Below are 15,174 nucleotides of genomic sequence, written 5' to 3'. Positions count from 1 at the left end.
AGCCCGGGAGGACATCATGCTTGAGACTGCAGAAGGGCCAGCCCAGCGCGGCCCGCGCCACATCCTCGATTGGCTGGGCCTGCGCGCCGGCAACGATTCGCCGCCGGAGCAGTTCGCCTCCTGGCTGCCCTATGGTGCCTACATCCCCGACGTGCAGCTGTTCGTCAACCGCAACGGCTGCCTGGGCTTCGTGCTGGAGGTGCTGCCGCAGTGCGGCGCGGACGAACGTATGGTCGAGGTGCTGGTGAGCCTGTACATCAACTGTCCAGTGGGCACCGGCATCCAGTTCCACCTGTTCGGCGCGCCCCACGTGCGCAACATCCTGCGCGAGTACGCCAACTTGCGGGTAGAGGATGCCGACCAGTACGAGCAGGGCAGCCGCTACGGCCGTCCGGCGCGCAACAGCAACCTGTACCGCTCATTGGCGCGCCAGCGCGTGCAGCATCTGCTGGCCGGCACCATGCGCTCGCTGAGCGCGGCCCATCATTTCACCATGCGCGACTTCCGACTGCTGGTCTCGGTGACCTTGCCGGGCCACGGCGCGGACGAGCGGCGCCTGGGCACGCTGTGCGCGCTGCGCGATTCGCTGTCGGTGACCTTGGCCTCGGCCTCGCTGCCGAACCGGCATTGCGACGCGGACGGCCTGATCAACTGGTGCGCGCAGTTCACCAACCCGGACCGCATGGCGCGCACCGATCTGCCGCAATTGCATTACGACGAGGGGCGCGAGATCCGCGACCAGATCGTCGACTTCGACACCATCCAGGATGCCGGGCCGGAAGGGCTGCGCCTGTCCAAGCTGGCCGGCGGCGCGCCGCTGGAAGCGCGCTTCCTGTCGATCAAATCGTTCCCGCAGCGCTTTGCGCTGTGGCGCATGGGCAGCCTGATCGGCGACCTGATGCAGCCGCCGCTGCAATACAGCGCGCCGTTCCTGCTCACCATGGGGGTGCATATCCTCGACCACGCCGAGACGCGCAGCGCCATCGCCACCAACCATTTCCGCGCCAACCAGAACGCCGGCAGCAAGCTGGCCGACATCATGCCCGACGTCGAGCAAAAGCGCGAGGACTGGAAGGCGGCCGCCAACGCGGCGGACGCGGGCGGGCGCCTGGTGTCGATGTACCATCAACTGGCCATTTTCACTTCGCCCGACGAGGCGCCGCAGGCCTGCGAGACGGCGCGGGCCATCTGGCGTGCCAGCGGCTTCGAATTGAACGCCGATGTGTTCAAGCAGCGCCAGGCCTTGTTGGCCAGCCTGCCGATGACGCTCTCGCCGGCCTTCCACGGCGACCTGCGCAAGATGCGCCGCGTGACGCGCAAGACCACCGCCAACGCGATCCACCTGGCACCCCTGATCGCCGAATGGCGTGGCACCAGTACCCCCACGCTGGTACTGGCCGGGCGGCGCGGCCAGGTGACCACGCTCGACCTGTTCGACAACGACCTGGGTAACTTCAACGCCGCCGTGGTGGGCGCGCCCGGGTCGGGCAAGTCGGTCCTGCTCAACGAACTGGCGTGGTCGTACCGCTCGGTCGGCGCCAAGGTCTGGATGATGGACCTGGGCCGTTCGTTCGAAAAACTGTGCCGCAAGGCCGACGGCGCCTACATCGAGTTCACCGCGCACAGCGACATCAACCTCAATCCCTTCTCGGCCATCAACGACATCTGCGACGACATGGACATGTTGGTGCCGGCGATCGCCAAGATGTGCTCGATGCAAAGCCGGCTGGAGGAGGTGCAGTACAAGGCGATCTCGGCGGTGCTGCTGCGCCAGTGGCAAAAGTACGGGCGCGACGTGACGATGACGGCCATGCGCGATGCGTTCAAGAGCGGCGCGATTCCCGACCTGGGCATCCGCGACGACCAGCGCATCCGCGACCTGGCCATCATGCTCAATCCCTATTCGAAGGACGGCCAGTACGCCCGCTTCTTCGAGGGCAGGAACAACGTCGATTTCACCAACGACTTCATCGTGATCGAGAACGAGGAATTGAAGCGCCGCCCGGACCTGCACGCGGTGGTCAATATCCTGCTGATGTACCAGATCACCGGGGAAATGTACCTGACGCGCAACCGCAAGAAGCTGCTCATCATGGACGAATTGAAGCAGCAGCTGGGCGAGATCGGCAGCGACGATCCGCTGAAAGCGGCCGTGGTCGAGGAGGCCGCGCGCCGGGCGCGCAAGTACGGCGGCGCGCTGGTGACCGCCACCCAGGGCGCGGACGACTACTACGGCTCGGCGCAGATGGAAGCGGCGTTCAACTGCTCGGACTGGGTATTCCTGCTGCGCCAGAAGCCCGAGTCGATCGAACTGTTGGACCGCAAGGGGCGCCTGCTGATGGACGCGGCCAAGAAGCGGCTGTTGAACTCCTTGCGCACCGAGGCCGGCGCCTACGCGGAAATGTACGTCTCGTCGCCGGTCGGGGAGGGCGTGGCGCGCCTGGTGCTCGACCCCGCCACCCATCTGCTGTTTTCCAACAAGCTGGAGGACAACAAGCCGATCGACGCCCTGCGCGCGCAGGGCTACAGCATCGATGAGGCGATCACGCGCATCCTGGCCGAACGGGGGCACGCATGAAACCGCTGCTGGCAGGCGTGCTGGCCGCTGTGCTGCTCAACGCGGCCGCGCTGGCCGGCTACCATTACTGGCTGGTCAAGCCCATCCCCGTGGTGGCCGTGGTCGACGCGTGGCAGGTGTACCGGGAAGAGCAGACGCGCCATCTGCGGGCCATCTCGTCCAGCAGCGACGCACCGGCGCGCGACAAGGCGCTGGCCGCCGCCAACAGCTTCGTCGCCGCCTATCCGGCCCGCCTGGCCGAACTGCAGCGCGACTGCGCCTGCCTGGTGGTGGAGCGCTCGGCCGTCGCGGCGCTGCCGGCGGGCGTGGCGGACCTGACGCCGCTCTTGCGCCAGCGGGTGCGGCCATGAAAGCGCGTCTGCTGCGGCACCTGCGCAGGATGCGCGCCGACTGGCCGTGCTACGCGCTCTTGGCGGCGGTGTGGCTGCTGGCCTGCGTGCGGGTGCTGGTCGATCCAGTGCCGCGCCTGCCCGTCCTGTTCAACGTCACGCCCAGCCTGCCGTACCTGGTGGCCGTGGTGGACTACCGCGCGCGCGGCGTGGTGCGGGGCGACTACGTGATCTTCTCGTTCCGGGGCGAGGCCGTGCGCCACGTGCCGGGCCTGCGCGGGCAGCCGTTCTTCAAGCGCGTCGCCGGCGTGGCCGGGGACCGCATCGAGGTGCGCGGGCGCGCGGTGCTGGTCAACGGCGTCGACGCCGGGCTGGCCAAGCGCTACGCCGTGGTGTCGCGCCTGGCGCTCGATCCGATCGCCGCCACGGTGATCCCGGCCGGCTACCTGTACATGCAGGGCGTGGACGCCGACAGCTTCGATTCGCGCTACCACCTGTGCGGGCTGGTGGCCGAGCGCGATGTGCTGGCCGTGGTGCGGCCGTTGTTCTGAGGAGTGGGCGATGACAAGGCGACAGAGGGGATGGTGGCTGCCGGCGGGGCTGGCAGCTTGGGCGGCATGGGCGGCAGTGGCGGCCCCGGGCGCGCAGGCCGCGTCGCTGGGCGTGATCGGGCCGGTGTACCGCATTGCCGAGGAAGACCTGCTGGCCATGATAGCCCGCCGTTTGCGGGAAAAGGAAGCGAGCGGCGAACTGGCGCAGCTGCGCGGGCAAGCCGTCGACCGGGCACGGCAGGGCGTGCTGCGCCCCGTGCCGCTGGGCCTGCCGGTGGCGCGCACGGCGCGCACCTTCCACTACGACCCGAGCTATGCGCTGGAGCGCAACATCGTCGATGCGTCGGGCAAGCTGCTGTTCCCGGCCGGCACCCGTGCCAATCCGCTCGACATCGTGCCGCTGACGCGCCGGTTGCTGTTTTTCGACGCCCGCGACGCGCGCCAGGTGGCGCTGGCGGCGGGCCTGGTCGGCCAGTACGCCAGCGCGGTCAAACCGGTGCTCACGGGCGGCTCGTATCTGGAGTTGATGCGGCGCTGGCGCGTGCCGGTCTACTACGACCAGCGCGGCCTGCTGGTGCGGCGCCTGGCCATCGGCCACGTGCCGGCGCTGGTGTCGCAGGAGGGCAGGCGGCTGCGCATCGACGAGCTGGTGCCGCCGCAGACGGCAGTGGCCAGGGAGGATACGCCATGAGCTTACTAACGCACTGCCTGGCCGGTTTCGCCGGTCGAGCTGCCGGCCGCAGCCTACGGTCCGCCCGGGTGGCGGCGGCTATCGCGCTGGCGGCGGCCTGCCACAGCCCGCCATCGAAGGCGGCAGGAACCTGCAACGGCCGTTTTCCCAACCCCATCACGGACATCTGCTGGAGCTGTTTGATGCCGATCACCCTGGGCGGCGGCACGCTGGCCGACTTGGGCGGGCAGGGCGATATCCCGAACCCGGCCAATCCCCTGTGTTCCTGCGGCGTGAACCCGACCGTCGGGCTGTCGATCGGGTTCTGGGAGCCGGTGCGCCACGTGGAGGTGGTACGGCGCCCGTTCTGTCTGGTCTCGCTGGGCGGCGTGGACCTGAACCCCGGCATCGCGGCGCCCGACGCCGGCCGCGCGGTGGACGCCGGCGGCGAGCAGAACAGCTTTTACCAGGCCCACTTCTACGCCAACCCGGTGCTGTACTGGCTGCAGGTGGTGGCGGACTTCCCCTGTCTGGAGCGCGGCGGGTTCGACCTGGCCTATCTGACCGAGGTTGATCCGCTGTGGAACGACGACGAGCTGACCCTGATCCTCAATCCGGAGGCGGTGCTGTTCGCCAACCCGGTGGCGCAGGCCGCCTGCGCGGCCGATTGCGTCGCCGCCACCGCCGGCTTTGGCCGTCCAGAGCTGTTCTGGTGCGCCGGTTGCCAGGGGGCGCTGTATCCGCTGGACGGTCATGTGCCTTACCACCTGGGCGGTGTGCGCACCGCCGAGCTGCTGGCGCAGCGCCTAACGGCCAAGCTGCACCGCGAGCTGGTGGCTTGGGGCCGCCACGGCGAGCGGGGTCTGTGCGGACCGTATTTCCTGCCGGTGATGGACAAGCGCGCCTACAAGAGCCAGCTGACCTATCCGATTCCCGCCACGGTCAAGGATGCCGGGCGCTGCTGCCAGCCGTTTGGCCGCAGCACGGCGCTGTGGGGCGCCGGCAAGGAGTATCCGGTGCGCGGCGAGGACTTCGCGTTCATGCTGTTCAGGAAGGGGAACTGCTGTGTCGGATTCTGACTGCTTCGTTGTCAATAGCGCGCGGTCCGCCATGGGACTGCTGGCCGCGCTGTGTCTGGCCATGTCGGCCAGCCCAGTTGGTTCGGCCGAACCTGCGCCGCCAGCAGCCACCCATCGCTTTGACCGGCTACCCCAGCCGCAGGCGGGTGCCGGGATCGATCTGGCGCAGGTGGCACGCGGTTACGAGATAGCCGGCGTGGGCACGGTGCCTGCGAACACGGGACCGCGCCTGCTGGTGTTCATCAGCCTGTCTATGCCGGAAGGGACGCTGCGCCGGTTGGCGGCAGACGCCCCGCGCGCCGGCGCCGTACTGGTGCTGCGCGGGCTGCAGGACGGCTCGATGACGAAGACCGCCGCGCGCATCCGCCAGCTGACCGGCGGCGGCCAGGCCGTCGTTCAAATCGATCCGAAGGCGTTTGCCCGTTTCGGGATCGCGCACGTGCCGGCCGTCGTGCTGGCGCGCGAAGCGGCCGCAGCGACCGCCTGCCAGGAAAATGGCTGCGCAGCCCCCGATGGTTATGTGTCGGTGGCGGGCGACGTGACGCTCGGCTATGCGCTGGACCATGTGCTGCGCACCGCACCGGCGTTCGCACCGGAGGCACGCCGGCTGCGCGCCAGGCTGGAGCCGTGACTATGCGAAGCCTGACCGCCTGGCTGACCCTGTGCGCCCTGTTGACGGGGCAGGCGCGCCTGGCGCTGGCCCAGCAGGACGACCTGGCCGCCGCGCGCGCCGCCAACCTTGCGGCACGCGCCACGGTCAACGCCGCGTCGGCCGCCGCCGTGGTCCCGGGCTACACGACGACGGCGCCGCAGTCGGCGTTGTACGGCCAGGCCAACCTGGCAAGCCAGGCGCGTGCCCAGTTGGCGCAGTGCGCGCTGCATCCGGACCCGGCGGCGTGCGAGGCGGGCCGGCATGCGGTCGCGTCCGCCGCAACGCCACGTCCGGCGCTGCCGCCGGGTGACACCCAAATCGCCGGCGCGGCGGCGGTGGCGAGGAACCCGCTTGCGTCCGAAACGGCGCTGGCGAGCCTGTACGCGGGCTGCCCTGGACCGGGGCCGTGCCCGGCCAACAGCTTCTGCCTGGGCGCCCAGTGTTTCGATACGGCCCAGGTGGCCGATCCGGACTTCGCCCTGGCCATGAGCTACCTGGAGGCCGCGCGCGAGGCCGGCGTGTATCTCGATCCGGCCACGCTGCGCGTGTTCGCGGGGGAGGACAACCGTTGCCGCGACCGGTTGCTCGCCAATTGTTGCCAGAGCAACCGCGCCGGCGCCGGCTACAGCAACGGCTCGCTGTTCGGCGTGGGCTCGCATCTGGTATTCGACGTGTTGATGAACGCCAACAACCGCAGCTTCATCACGGCCGGCATCAAGTCGATGCTGACCAGCTATGGTTTCAGCGGCACCTTCACCAGCTATGGCGTGACCGTGGCCGTGAACGGGGTGGCGCTGCCGGCCGGCTCGGTGACGATCGCCGCCGGCGAGAGCATCGCGGTGGCGTTCAACCCCTGGTCGCTGGCCATTACCGTGGTGTTCGCGGTGGCGACCGCCATGATGTCCTGCAACGCAGAGGAGGGGCAGTTGGCGATGAAGGAAGGCGCGCGCCTGTGCCGCAGTGTGGGCACCTGGTGCTCGCAGTGCATCCGGGTCCTGGGGCGTTGCGTGCGCTGCATCGAACGCACCACGTCCAAGTGCTGCTTCAACTCGGTGCTGGCGCGTCTCGTCAACGAACAGGGCAGGGCGCAGCTGGGCATGGGTTGGGGGGCACCGCAGAACCCGTCCTGCGGCGGTTTTTCCGTCGCCCAGCTGCAGGCGCTCGACTTTTCCCGTTTTGATTTGTCCGAATTCTATGCCTCGATTGCGCCGGCGCAGCCCAACGTTGAAGCGCTCAAGGGCGCGGCCGCCGTTAAAGCACCGCAATGCTACGCGCGGGGTGGAAAATGCTGAATTTTCGATACCTGGCTGCTGGCATGGCCGCGTTGGCGCTGCTGCCGGCGCGGGCGGCGGACGCGCCGCCGCATAGTACCCCGGTGGCGCAGTTCGCGCCGCTGCTGCGCGCCGCGCTCGACGCGCCAGGCGGGACGGCGCGCGGCGTGCTCGCCGGCCCGGTGGCCGACGCCTTCAAGCGCCAGTTCGGCACCGGTGGGGATGTCGAGATCGACGTCTCGACCATCGTGCGCTACGCCCAGCCGGGTTGCGCCCGCCTGCGTGTCGACGTGTCCCAGCAAGGCGTGAAGCTAACGGCCCAGGCGGCACCCCAGTTGCAGCAGCTGCGCTTTGAACTGAACTACTGCAGCGACGGCCTGCCGCCGCGCAGCCTGGCGACGGGGGCGGCGCGATGACACGCCCGGCCCTTCTAGGCGTGTGCCTGGCGCTGGCCGGCTGTTGCTGCGCCGCGCAGGTGTCCGATACCGGTGAGCCGGCCGATGGCGAACGCGCCAGCCTGCTCGATCCGCGCACCGGCTGGCACTTCCATCTCGATCCGCCGGCGCCGCCCCGCAAGGTGGCGCCGCGCTTGCCGCGCGCCGGCGACAGCGAACAAGCCGCGCTGGCCAGGTTCCGCCAACTGCAGAAGGAAGTCGAGGAGCGCCGCGCGCTGGCGGTGATCCAGCCGACCGAGCCGAACGTGCGCCGTTACATGGAGCTGGAAGCGAAGGTGGTCCACAACGCCTCGCGGTTTGCCGACGTCGCCCAGCGCATCGCCTGGTCCCATCCCGAGCTCGATCCCGCCACGCAGGGCCGGCCGGTGAACGCCACCGCACTCGAAGTATTCGAGCAGGCGCGCATCCGCGAGCGGAACGTGGTGCTGGCGCGGGTGGCCAGGGAGCACGTGCTGATGTTCTTCTTCCGGGGCGATTGCGGCTACTGCCATGCGATGGCGCCGCTGCTGCAGGCCTTCTGTGATCGGCACGGCATTCGCCTGGTGCCGATCAGCGTGGATGGCGGCGCGCTGGCGGGCTTCCCACAGGCGCGCAGCGACAACGGCGCGGTGCGCGCGCTGAAGGTGCAGCAAGTGCCGGCGCTGTTCCTGGCGCAGCCGTTCTCCGGGCGCATCGAGCCGGTGGGCTTCGGGGTCTTGTCCGAAGCGCAGCTGGCCGAGCGGATCGTCGCGCTGTTCGAGGGCCGGGATGGAAAGGGGACGCCGCCACCCGTGTTTTGGGGCGATCAACGATAGGAGGAAGCCATGAGGAAATTTGCGAAATGGATCTGCACCGCCGTTGGGGCAGGCGCGCTGTGCGGCGGCGCCAGCGCCGGGGATCTGAACGCGGCCATCAACACCATGTTCAACGACCTGGGGGCGATCGGCAACTACACCGCGCCGGGCGCCTTCAAGGGGCAGGTCTTCAATACCTACAGTGGCGGCAGCCTGATGCTGCGCAACCAGAACCGGACGTATCAGCTGATGGCGATGGATTTCCCGGCGGTGAAGGCCGGCTGCGGCGGCATCGACATCTATGGCGGCTCGTTTTCGCACATCTCGGCGGCCGAGTTCAAGAACATGCTGAGAAATATCACCGCCGCGCTGCCGGGCGTCGCGTTCCAGCTCGCCGTCGATTCGGTTTCGCCCCTCCTGGGCGGGGTGACGAAGTGGACCAAGAACCTGGAAAGCATGCTGACGCAGGCTAACATCAGCACCTGCAACACCGCGAAATCGCTGGTCAGTTCGGCGATGGAAGCCACCGGTGTGAGCGGCGACCGGCTCTGTGAGGACCTGGCGGTGACGCTTGGTCTGGAATCCGACTACGCGACAGCAAAGGTACGGTGCCAGACGGCCAAGCCGTCGGTGCTCGCCACTGCGCGCGCGTCGTCCGATTCCCAAGTCCGAAACAAGGCCCCGTTCGTTGGAAATTTGACTTGGAAGGCGTTGAAGCTTGCGGGCACCAACCTGGACGATCAGGAGAGAGAGCTAATCATGAGTTTGGTGGGTACAGTGATCTTCTACGAAGATGGTCGCGATCCGGAACCCTTTGCACCGACGATCACATCAATTAATCGACTTCTATACGGCAGTGGCGGCACGCCGGGCGGCAATGTCGTCCAGGAGCTACTGCGCTGCAACAACTTTTCTGAATGCGACGCGGTCACAATTCAGCACAACTATTCTCACTCGCCATTTACTTTGAAGGTTGAGAATCTGATGCGCTCCATTGCGAACAAAATTCTTACGCGTACGCCGATCCCGAACAATTCACCAGAGATTGGCTTTGTGAATCAGACCACAGAGCCTGTCTATAGGATGCTCTCGATATCGACTGTTGTGCCGACGGCAGATCTTTCGGAAGACCTGATTGCCAGATTTCGCGAACTGATTGCCGCTGACTATGCCTACGTCTTCCTCGAGAAGAACCTTCGTCGAGGAATATTCGCGCTGGAGAAGGATTATTTGCTTGATCTGCCACAGGCTGAACGCGCTAGAGAACTGCGTACACGAGCGCAGGATTTGCTTACACAGCTTTCGCAGGAGAAGGCACAGCTCCACCAGAGAGTGGGTTCGATAAATGCAATAGCATCCAGCCTCGAGCAAATGGAGCGGCAAATGCGAAGCGCGATGCCCCAGCACATCCTTGATATGCTAGGCCGTCGCGCAGCCTACATGCAATAGTTGATCGTGGGAGGCCGCGATGTGGGAAGTATATGCCTACCAGAATAATGACAGTTTGTTCGGTGTCCTGAACGCGATCGCGGCCATCTGCGGTTCCGGTTCATATGCGAGTGCCCTCGGCGTGGTTGCATTCTGCGGATTCTTCGCGGCGCTTGCGGCATACGCAGTCGCACCGCAGAAACTTCATGGCTGGTACTGGCTGGCGTCGGTTACGCTCGTCTTTTCGGTGATGCTCGTTCCCAAGGTGACCGTGGGAATTGTGGACAAGACTGGAGGGAGCGCGATGACGGTTATCGACAATGTGCCATTTGGACTCGCCGTGTTTGGCTCGCTATCGAGCAGGGTCGGGAATACCCTGACCGAACTGTACGAGACGGCGATGCAGGTACTGCCAGGCACCGCCGGCCTTCCAAGTGAGCTTGCTTACCAAAAGAACGGCTTGGTGTTCGGGAATCGCATGATCCGCGAGACCAGTCGGATTGTGTTTCAAAATCCGAGCTTCAGAAGTGATTTGATCAATTTCATCAATAACTGCACCATATATGATCTGGCCTCAGGTGCTCTGGAACCCGAAGTATTCGCCACGTCGGGCGATATTTGGCCCCTGATGGCGTCGCCGAATCCGGCCAGGTTCACTCCAGTATCCGACGGAGCGGGAGGGATGGCAGTGGCGCCTTGCACCGAAGCTTATACTAACCTGAACAGCAGATTGCCGGCCCAGTTAAGTCGCGTTCAAGCCATGCTGTCGAGTCGGATGAATCCAACCCTGAGTGGGCCGGCGGCCGCGGCGGTGATCGCAGGGCAAATCCAGCAGGCTTACATCAAGAATGGAATCGCGAATGCAGCCGCGTCCGCTGCCGACATCATTCGCCAGAATGCCTTGATCAATGCGGTGAACGATGCATCCCTACTGGCCGGCCAGAAAATCAACGATCCCGCATCGATGCTGCTTGCTGTTGGGCGGGCTCAAGCGGTGGTGCAGACGAACGCGGGATGGATCAACAATGGAAAGGTCGCTGAGCAGGCACTACCGGTGATTCGCAACACGGTGGAGGCATTGGCGTACGCAATCTTTCCGATCGTGGTTTTGCTCCTCATGCTGACCGGCGGCCGCGAGACCGCGGTGGCGCTGAAGAATTACATTTCGTTGCTAGTCTGGATCCAGTTGTGGCCGCCGCTGTATGCAATACTAAATTACATGGCAATGGTGTATGCGGCGAAAGATTTGGCTGCTGCGGCCAATGTCGGCGGTGGCGCCAGTGCGCTGTCATTGCTGACGGCTCCCTCGATCTACTCGAACGCTATCTCCGGCGAAGCGGTAGTTGGCTACATGACGATGAGTATTCCCATGATTGCCTGGGCCGCGCTGAAACGAATGGAAACGCTCGGCAGCGCGCTGGTATCTGGCGTACATTCGCTCCAGTCCATGTTGACCTCGACGTCATCTGCTGCTTCAATCGGCAATGTGTCGATGGGGAACACGAGCATGGATCAGGTCAATCTCGCGCCGGCGCGTTCTTCCGCCTTTTTTGGAAGCAGGCAAAACGACAGCAGCGGCACGACATATACCTCAAACGTGTTGAGTGGGCTGACTGCTGCCAAGGCGCTGGCCAACGAGGGGCCAGTGTCGCGCATCGTGGACGCTAAGATATCCCAGCAGCATGTCGAAGCGTCTTCCAGATCGGTCGCTTCAGCGCAAGCCGAATCTGTGGCTGCGTCTAACGAGAAAGCTGCAGCATTGAGCAATGCTCTGGTAAGTGCGAATGCACGAATACGCGCGCACGGTCGTACGGAAGGATCGAGCGTGTCAAGTGAGGAGAGCGTTGGAGAGCGGATAGGCGAATTGGTGCAAATTGCCAAGTCTGTGGCGGCCACCACTGGCGCGAGCGAACAGCAGGTGGCATCAGTAGCATTTGGCGGCGCCTCGCACGTGGGAGTTGGCGTAGCGGGTGCCATGAAGAGCTTATCTCCATTTGATGTGGGCGGGCAGATCTTCGGCGAGGGACGCAAACACTATTCTTCATCGGTGCAGAAACAGGACCAACTTATCAACAATGCGTTGAGCAGCGAGGATAAAGCGAAGTTCAAGGCATTTTCGGACACGATTTCAAGAAACAAGAACTCTCTTCTATCTGTCCTGGGGGAGAATCGAGATGGGAAAGAAGTTGCCGCGCGACTGACGGAGAGTTTGTCTCGTAGCGAGCGAGCGGATGCGAGTCTGCGCAAACAGTTGGAGTTCTCTGAGAGCGTTGCGGATGCATTTCAACGGGGAGAAACAGTTAGCAAAGACTTGGCAAAAGATCCCCAGCATGTTTCGTTGTTCGAGCAATTGCTCCGCTCGGATAATGTGGGTAGTGCCGCAGAGCTAGGGAAGTGCTGATTTATTCGGGTTTTCGGCCGAAAGCAGCACGTAAACCATTGATCTGTAAGAGCTCTAAATTTCAGAAAACAAATAAATCAGCGGTTCCCTAGTGAAATTGGAATCCTTTCTCGGAAATGTTACACGCGTGCCTGTTCCGGTTTCGAAGTCAAGTCGTTTACCTAGTTCATTTGATGAAGTCAACACGGATTATCGCGAGGCAAAGAGCGCACTGGATCGTGGCGCAATCTCAAACTTAAATATGACGGCGGAGGCGTATCGCAATAAGGTAAAAGATTCGCCGGCAGGAAATACACGGTCGTCGGCTATTATGGAATCGCCGGCGCGGAGCGACTTTATACGCAATGAGATAAACCATAATGCGACGAATTTGAAGGAGAAAGCGAGAGAGCACGAGCAGAGATTCGAAGCGGAGAAGGTGGGGCGGACAAAAAATAACCATGTGTCAACTGAACGCTCGCTGTTTAATAGTGTCAATGAGCAAGTTAAAGACGATCCAGATATTGTTTCGAGAAAATTGAAGGAGCTATTCGACAAGATTGAGACGAAATGGAAGTAACCCTCACCAGCGGCGTTGGTTGCTGTGAATCCGAAGCCGCCCGCGTGAATCGTGACCTAGCAGGGAGCTAGCGGCAAAGTGCCTGTCGACCTTGCTGCGAAAAAGTTGGACTAGCCAATAGACCAGCGCTAGAGCCAAGTACAGCGTGACAAAGGTAGCAGCTATAATCGTGCCCGCGATCAGAGGGGCCGTCGCAAGGCCGAACCCGACCATTGCCCATCCGCTTGCCAATCCGATGCTTGAAATTAGAATAATGTGTCTTAGCATGTGCATGATGTCCTCTTACTTGGAGAAGAAAATGTTAATCCTTCAAGCTATGCTTCTCGCTGTCACGCTAGTTCTCGGTTCTAATGCCCACGCCGTTTCGTTGGCAGGGCGTCCAACGGATGAAACTGTCTGCGATCTCTCGCCACTTACGAATTATCGTTTGACTCGAAAGACATTTGTGCCGCAAGGCACAAGCAGGGTTTGGGAAATATATTCACGACTTGCTCTGCAGTTCATCACTTCCGAGTGTAGGAATGGACAAGTATTGATTTTGCACTCAGACCTTGGCAGTTCGGTCGACGAACGATCCTTCCGAGATGTAACGGGTGAGCTCTGCAGTCCAGCCGATGTGACACGCGATTCTGCTGCCACTAGAGAGTATCCGCATGCGTTTCAGGTTAAATGCAGGTTGGTGAAAATTCAAGATGCCAAGCAACGCTTGGCCGCTGCGGAAAGCATCCAGACGGTAGATGAAATGATCCAGGAGCGGGCACCGGCACAACGCAGCGTCGACGTTGGCGAAAACTCGCCGAAACCCAAGGAGTGCAGCCAGAAGATCGGCCTTGGCCAGATTCTGCTCGGGCTCGGAGGAAATTGCAGATAGGGTGCGGAGGGAACGATGGCTATTGAAAAAGTTGATGCGGCGCCGATCGCGCCGCAAGAGGTCGTATTGCAGTTGCTCGCGGATCTGCATGCCCAGCAACTTGCCATCCGTGAGGAGCAGCGCCGCAGCGCCCGGGAGCGCAAGTCCGAGCGCCGATGGAGTATCGGAATTAAGGCCTTGTTGGTGCTGGCGCCAGTCGCCGCCGGGACGATGTTCCTGGCGAACGCCTCGCGCTTTTCCTTCGGCCCGTTTCGCGACGTGGTCGGGGTCGTGCGCATCCATGGCGAGATCGCACAGGGCACGCTGGCCTCTGCGGACAAGGTCATACCGGCGCTGGAGGACGCGTTTTCCAGCGCGCACGTCAAGCACGTGGTGCTGTCCATCGACAGCCCTGGGGGCGCGCCTGCAGAAGCGGAGCGCATCACCCGCGCCATCTCGGTTCTGAAGTTGAAGCATCCGAAGCCCGTCACGGCGATTATCGGCAACATGGGCGCTTCCGCCGCGTACATGACTGCGATGCATGCCGACCGCATCGTGGCCGGCAAGTACAGCCTGGTTGGGTCGATCGGGGCGATCATCGCGCCTTGGCAGCTGGACCAGGCGATCGCGCAGTTTCACGTGTCGCAGCGCGTCTATGCGTCTGGAAAACTGAAAGCGTTTTTGAATCCGTTTACGCCGGTGTCGGAGGAGTCCGATGCGAAGGCACAGCAGCTGGTCAGTCACGTGGGAGCGATGTTCCTTCACGAACTGGTCGCCCAACGGGGACCGCGTCTAAAACCTGGTATCGATTACGGCACCGGTGAGGTCTGGAGCGGAGAAGAGGCCAGGTCGCTTGGGCTGGTTGACGAGATTGGTAGCCTGGAGTCGCTGGGTAACGCCTTCCCTAATCTCAAACCATTCAACTTTGGGCCGCAGGAGTCGGCGATCATGCGCTTTGCTTCCACGATCGGCCGGACCGCAGCGGCAACGATACTAGGCGTGTCGCTTCGCAACGTCGGGAATGGTCTTCAGTAGCTGTCCCTGTGTACGGCGCGATGGCCCAAGCTAAAGCGCACTGCGATTGCGAAATTATGTTGAGCGCGCAAAAGCATGTGACGCCGTCCATCTGCGCTTAAGTGTAGAGGCTGCGATCTGACCTGACAGTGCTCACGTCATAGCGATGTACCGTTAGATCAAATTGCGACCACTACACCTATAGGTCAGCTTCCGATGCTGCTAGGTCGCTGACTTCGACGCTTGGTTCGTCCAGAAGATGTCCAGACACATTTTCTTGATGGGGCGGAGCTTTCTGCGCATGCAATGACGGATCTGGCGATCAACTGGCACGTCACCGGTTCATGAATAGCCGACGTGGTAGTTATCCATATAGCTTGCCCGCTCCGGCCCAGTCAGACGGCTTGACGTCTTCGAACACGACATAAATGTAGTTCGGATCGGTGCCGGTATGCTTGACAATGCTTTCGGTAATCTCGGCGGCAATCGCTTGCTTCGCTTTCGCCTCTTTCCCTTCGAACCAGGTAACTCGTACGACAGGCATGGCTTTCTCCTCGGGTAAAA

At 63.2% G+C, this 15,174-nt stretch carries 15 protein-coding genes; 14 read left to right on the top strand and 1 reads right to left on the bottom strand.

Annotated elements, in window-relative coordinates:
- Positions 1-16 precede the first annotated feature (16 nt).
- The 14 genes from traC to AC56DV_RS00785 all read left to right on the top strand — a co-directional run bounded on the left by traC (position 17) and on the right by AC56DV_RS00785 (position 14,631).
- Complete coding sequence (gene traC / locus AC56DV_RS00850) at positions 17-2,578, top strand: type IV secretion system protein TraC (protein WP_496312422.1); 2,562 nt, start codon at positions 17-19, stop codon at positions 2,576-2,578.
- Positions 2,575-2,928, top strand: coding sequence for a hypothetical protein (locus AC56DV_RS00845; RefSeq protein WP_496312421.1), 354 nt, complete (start codon positions 2,575-2,577; stop codon positions 2,926-2,928). Before traC ends, AC56DV_RS00845 begins: the two co-directional genes overlap by 4 nt.
- Entirely contained in the window at positions 2,925-3,458 is a 534-nt protein-coding gene (gene traF, locus AC56DV_RS00840; RefSeq protein WP_496312420.1) for a conjugative transfer signal peptidase TraF, read from the top strand. The genes AC56DV_RS00845 and traF (AC56DV_RS00840) overlap by 4 nt, the downstream gene beginning before the upstream one ends.
- A 10-nt stretch (positions 3,459-3,468) precedes the next feature.
- Positions 3,469-4,149, top strand: coding sequence for a type-F conjugative transfer system protein TraW (traW, locus tag AC56DV_RS00835; RefSeq protein WP_496312419.1), 681 nt, complete (start codon positions 3,469-3,471; stop codon positions 4,147-4,149).
- Complete coding sequence (locus AC56DV_RS00830; protein ID WP_496312418.1) at positions 4,146-5,207, top strand: TraU family protein; 1,062 nt, start codon at positions 4,146-4,148, stop codon at positions 5,205-5,207. Before traW ends, AC56DV_RS00830 begins: the two co-directional genes overlap by 4 nt.
- 169 nt (positions 5,208-5,376) lie before the next feature.
- Positions 5,377-5,838, top strand: coding sequence for a type-F conjugative transfer system pilin assembly protein TrbC (gene trbC / locus AC56DV_RS00825; RefSeq protein WP_496312417.1), 462 nt, complete (start codon positions 5,377-5,379; stop codon positions 5,836-5,838).
- Positions 5,839-5,840: 2 nt separating this feature from the next.
- Positions 5,841-7,151 (top strand): conjugal transfer protein TraN, encoded by a 1,311-nt coding sequence (gene traN, locus AC56DV_RS00820; RefSeq protein WP_496312416.1) that lies wholly within the window; start codon positions 5,841-5,843, stop codon positions 7,149-7,151.
- Positions 7,145-7,546 (top strand): hypothetical protein, encoded by a 402-nt coding sequence (locus AC56DV_RS00815; protein WP_496312415.1) that lies wholly within the window; start codon positions 7,145-7,147, stop codon positions 7,544-7,546. The genes traN and AC56DV_RS00815 overlap by 7 nt, the downstream gene beginning before the upstream one ends.
- Positions 7,543-8,379: a conjugal transfer protein TraF gene (gene traF / locus AC56DV_RS00810; RefSeq protein ID WP_496312414.1), complete on the top strand. Its 837-nt coding sequence runs from the start codon at positions 7,543-7,545 to the stop codon at positions 8,377-8,379. The genes AC56DV_RS00815 and traF (AC56DV_RS00810) overlap by 4 nt, the downstream gene beginning before the upstream one ends.
- A 9-nt stretch (positions 8,380-8,388) precedes the next feature.
- Entirely contained in the window at positions 8,389-9,807 is a 1,419-nt protein-coding gene (locus tag AC56DV_RS00805; protein WP_496312413.1) for a conjugal transfer protein TraH, read from the top strand.
- A 19-nt stretch (positions 9,808-9,826) separates the two neighbouring features.
- On the top strand, positions 9,827-12,187 hold the full coding sequence (locus tag AC56DV_RS00800; protein ID WP_496312412.1) for a conjugal transfer protein TraG N-terminal domain-containing protein: 2,361 nt from the start codon (positions 9,827-9,829) through the stop codon (positions 12,185-12,187).
- Positions 12,188-12,278: 91 nt separating this feature from the next.
- Entirely contained in the window at positions 12,279-12,746 is a 468-nt protein-coding gene (locus AC56DV_RS00795) for a hypothetical protein (RefSeq protein ID WP_496312411.1), read from the top strand.
- Positions 12,747-13,044: 298 nt separating this feature from the next.
- Complete coding sequence (locus AC56DV_RS00790; RefSeq protein WP_496312410.1) at positions 13,045-13,617, top strand: hypothetical protein; 573 nt, start codon at positions 13,045-13,047, stop codon at positions 13,615-13,617.
- A gap of 15 nt (positions 13,618-13,632) precedes the next feature.
- A complete protein-coding gene (locus tag AC56DV_RS00785) occupies positions 13,633-14,631 on the top strand; it encodes a S49 family peptidase (RefSeq protein ID WP_496312409.1) in 999 nt (332 codons plus the stop codon).
- A 343-nt stretch (positions 14,632-14,974) separates the two neighbouring features.
- On the opposite strand, the gene AC56DV_RS00780 is transcribed toward AC56DV_RS00785, so the two are convergent.
- Positions 14,975-15,154, bottom strand: a complete 180-nt coding sequence (locus AC56DV_RS00780) for a tautomerase family protein (RefSeq protein WP_496312408.1) — start codon at positions 15,152-15,154, stop codon at positions 14,975-14,977.
- Positions 15,155-15,174 lie beyond the last annotated feature (20 nt).

The organism is Massilia sp. BGA-UO-ETr-WB1 (assembly GCF_059567845.1).
Note: the sequence above shows the minus strand (reverse complement) of the source record. Positions and strands in the feature narration are given on the sequence as shown.

What these genes read in the sequence shown, in the direction of transcription:
- traC (WP_496312422.1), top strand. Translation starts at nt 17, where the DNA reads ATGCTTGAGACTGCAGAAGGGCCAGCCCAGCGCGGCCCGCGCCACATC.
- AC56DV_RS00805 (WP_496312413.1), top strand. Translation starts at nt 8,389, where the DNA reads ATGAGGAAATTTGCGAAATGGATCTGCACCGCCGTTGGGGCAGGCGCG.
- AC56DV_RS00815 (WP_496312415.1), top strand. Translation starts at nt 7,145, where the DNA reads ATGCTGAATTTTCGATACCTGGCTGCTGGCATGGCCGCGTTGGCGCTG.
- traN (WP_496312416.1), top strand. Translation starts at nt 5,841, where the DNA reads ATGCGAAGCCTGACCGCCTGGCTGACCCTGTGCGCCCTGTTGACGGGG.
- traF (WP_496312414.1), top strand. Translation starts at nt 7,543, where the DNA reads ATGACACGCCCGGCCCTTCTAGGCGTGTGCCTGGCGCTGGCCGGCTGT.
- AC56DV_RS00830 (WP_496312418.1), top strand. Translation starts at nt 4,146, where the DNA reads ATGAGCTTACTAACGCACTGCCTGGCCGGTTTCGCCGGTCGAGCTGCC.
- traF (WP_496312420.1), top strand. Translation starts at nt 2,925, where the DNA reads ATGAAAGCGCGTCTGCTGCGGCACCTGCGCAGGATGCGCGCCGACTGG.
- traW (WP_496312419.1), top strand. Translation starts at nt 3,469, where the DNA reads ATGACAAGGCGACAGAGGGGATGGTGGCTGCCGGCGGGGCTGGCAGCT.
- AC56DV_RS00800 (WP_496312412.1), top strand. Translation starts at nt 9,827, where the DNA reads ATGTGGGAAGTATATGCCTACCAGAATAATGACAGTTTGTTCGGTGTC.
- AC56DV_RS00785 (WP_496312409.1), top strand. Translation starts at nt 13,633, where the DNA reads ATGGCTATTGAAAAAGTTGATGCGGCGCCGATCGCGCCGCAAGAGGTC.
- AC56DV_RS00780 (WP_496312408.1), bottom strand. Translation starts at nt 15,154, where the DNA reads ATGCCTGTCGTACGAGTTACCTGGTTCGAAGGGAAAGAGGCGAAAGCG.
- AC56DV_RS00845 (WP_496312421.1), top strand. Translation starts at nt 2,575, where the DNA reads ATGAAACCGCTGCTGGCAGGCGTGCTGGCCGCTGTGCTGCTCAACGCG.
- AC56DV_RS00790 (WP_496312410.1), top strand. Translation starts at nt 13,045, where the DNA reads ATGTTAATCCTTCAAGCTATGCTTCTCGCTGTCACGCTAGTTCTCGGT.